This window comes from Megasphaera sp. DJF_B143 (genome assembly GCF_900320625.1).
Lineage (GTDB): Bacteria > Bacillota > Negativicutes > Veillonellales > Megasphaeraceae > Megasphaera > Megasphaera hexanoica.
Genome location: NZ_ONTA01000153.1, coordinates 1 through 2,711, shown reverse-complemented (window position 1 = coordinate 2,711; position 2,711 = coordinate 1). Strand labels below are relative to the sequence as shown.

Below are 2,711 nucleotides of genomic sequence, written 5' to 3'. Positions count from 1 at the left end.
CCATAGAAAACCGAACCACACAGCAGATACACTGAGGAATGAGCCGTACAGATCATGAAAATACCAACACTGTACAGGAGTACGCCGGGAAACATGACGGAAAACGGGCCGTGACGGTCATAGACTTTGCCGCCAACTATCCGGGAGAGAAACACGAATAACGTGCCAGACACAAAGAACAGGCCGGCATAGGCGATGTGCGCTTCTTCCGCCATGAGCGGCAGGTACGTATTGACCGACGCATAGACGAAGCCAAAGAGGAAGGAAATAACGCCCGGCACGGCCGTCCCTTCTTCAAAGAAATGATGCAGAAGGGAAATCCGTTCCTTCTTCACCTGCCCTGCCGGCCGTTCCGGAACCCGTGCCAGCAGGAACAGGGTCATGGACACGATACAGGCCGCCGAAGCCAGGGCAAACAATATCTGCGGCGGAAATGCCGAGAAGACCGCCACCCCGACAGCCGGTGCCGAGCCCATGGAAATCGTGTTGCCCAGACCGAAATACCCGACGCCTTCCCCGCGGTGCTCCGGCGGTATGACCTCGACGGCCAGGGCCGCCGCGAACGTCGTAGACAGCCCAAAGCCAAATCCATGGAGGATACGGGCCGTCAGAAGTCCGCCGAATGTCGGGAACAGCCCGTATCCCGCCGTGGCGACGAGGGACGTCAAAAGTCCCAGGAAGAGACAGCGTTTCTTCCCCAGTCTGCCTACGAGGGCGTCCGTAAACAGCCGCACAACGATGGCCGACAGGGCGAAGATACCGGCAATGATGCCGATTTCGCCGCCGCTGGACCCGATGGAAGCGGCGTACATGGCAATGGTCGGGACGAGCATATGAAAATTGACAAACAACAAGCCGTTCCCTACTGTAATAAGAATAAAATTCCCGTTCCAAATGCGATTCTGCTGATTCACTATATTCACCTGACAGCATAAAATATTTCACTACGTTTTAAATAATTTATAAAGGGAAAGGAGCTGCCGCAGTGAGGACAGCTCCTTTTTAGGCCTTATTATTGCGAAATGCCTTTTTGTTTGCGCACATAGGCAGCTGCGCTGATACCGGCCTGGGCTCCTTCGTACACGGCCTTGGCAATCTGCAGCAGACCACCTGTGGCATCGCCGGCGGCGAACAGGCCTGGAACGGCCGTCGCCATGTGTTCATCGACGAGGATATGTGAGCCCGAAAGGGGCGCCCCGATTTTACGGGCCAGGTCCGCACTTCCTGCCACACCACTGGCGACAAATACACCGGCCGCTTCAATCTGGCTGCCATCCGCCAGACGGACTGCCGATACGCGGTCCGCACCTTCTACGGCCTCTACGGGCTGGGTGCATACAGCCAGCCCTTCCGGTACACCGGCAGGCGCATCACTGCCATTAGTGCAAAGTGTGACTGAAGAGGCAACAGGCAGCAGCACCTGCGCTTCGTGCAGGGCGTATTCTCCGCCGCCGAGGACGACGACGGGCTTTTTCCGGTAGAAAAAGGCATCGCAGATAGCACAGTAGCTGACACCCTTTCCTTCCAGCTCACGGAGCCCCGGGATGGGAAGACTCTGACGGGCCGCACCAGTCGCCAGGATAATGCTGTGCGTTTCGATTTTCTCCGTCGTCGTTTCCACGACAAAATGAGTCAGCGTATCATCCATGCCGATCCAGACGACTTCTGCTTCCTTGAAAAGGACGCCGAGGCGCCGTGCCCCGGCTATCCCCCGGCTGGCCAGCTCAGCTCCGCTGACCGGTTCGGGAAATCCGTAATAATTTTCAATGAGCTCCGCCTTTTCCAGGGCACCCGTGCCTTTGGACAGCACCTCTACGGACAGCCCTGCCCGCCGGGCATAGAGCGAAGCCGAAACGCCGGCCGGGCCGGAGCCAATAATGATGACATCAGTCATAAGTACCTCCTATTTGTACAATGCCAGCAACTTTTTGAATGCCGGCAGGCTGCGGCGGATCATATCGGCATCGACGCAGTAGGAAATGCGGGCATATCCCGGGCAGGCAAACTCATCAGCTGCCACCAGGAGGATATTAAATTTCTTGGCATTTTCCATGAACTGCAGCGAATTTCCATCAGGCGCTTTTACGAACAAATAAAACGCTCCCGACGGATAAACACAGTCGTAGCCCATCTTCGTCAGATTATCATAGATAAGATGACGGTTCTTGTCGTACTCGCTGATGTCCGCCGTCGCCCCGCGTACGGCCGCAATGACCCGCTGGTACGTACTGGGCGCGCAGACATAGCCATACATGCGGGCCGTCCCCAGGATGGCCGTCATGAGATATGCATGATCGTCCACCGTCGGCGGCACGAGGATATAGCCGATCCGTTCACCGGGCAGGCTCAGGGACTTGCTGTACGAATAGGTCACGATCGTATTGTCATAATAATGCGGCAGATAGAGAATGGGGAGATTGTCGTAGACGATTTCCCGGTACGGTTCATCGGAAATAAGGAAAATAGGATGACCGATTTCTGCCGACTTCTCCTTCAAAAGGGCCGCCAGCCTGCGGATCGTATCTTCCGAATAGACTGTCCCCGACGGATTATTAGGCGAATTGACGATAATCGCCCGCGTATGGGGCGTAATAGCCTTTGCCACCCCTTCGATGGACAACTGGAAATGCTCCGTATCGGGCGGAACGACGACGCATTTGGATCCGATGGGTTCGATGAAGATGCGGTATTCCGGATAGAACGGCGCAATG

The 2,711-nt window shown here is 56.0% G+C and carries 3 protein-coding genes; all 3 read right to left on the bottom strand.

All coding sequences use genetic code 11. From position 1 onward, the window contains the following. The coding region (locus tag DBO31_RS04630) for an MFS transporter (RefSeq protein ID WP_150824556.1) at positions 1–914 on the bottom strand (914 nt) is incomplete at its 3' end. Positions 915–1,012: 98 nt separating this feature from the next. Further along, on the bottom strand, positions 1,013–1,894 hold the full coding sequence (locus DBO31_RS04625) for an NAD(P)/FAD-dependent oxidoreductase (protein WP_150824555.1): 882 nt from the start codon (positions 1,892–1,894) through the stop codon (positions 1,013–1,015). A 9-nt stretch (positions 1,895–1,903) separates the two neighbouring features. Continuing rightward, on the bottom strand, positions 1,904–2,711 hold an 808-nt coding region (locus DBO31_RS04620; RefSeq protein WP_150824554.1), incomplete at its 5' end, for an aminotransferase class I/II-fold pyridoxal phosphate-dependent enzyme.

Coding starts and splice junctions, on each gene's coding strand:
- DBO31_RS04625 (WP_150824555.1), bottom strand. CDS start 1,894: ATGACTGATGTCATCATTATTGGCTCCGGCCCGGCCGGCGTTTCGGCT.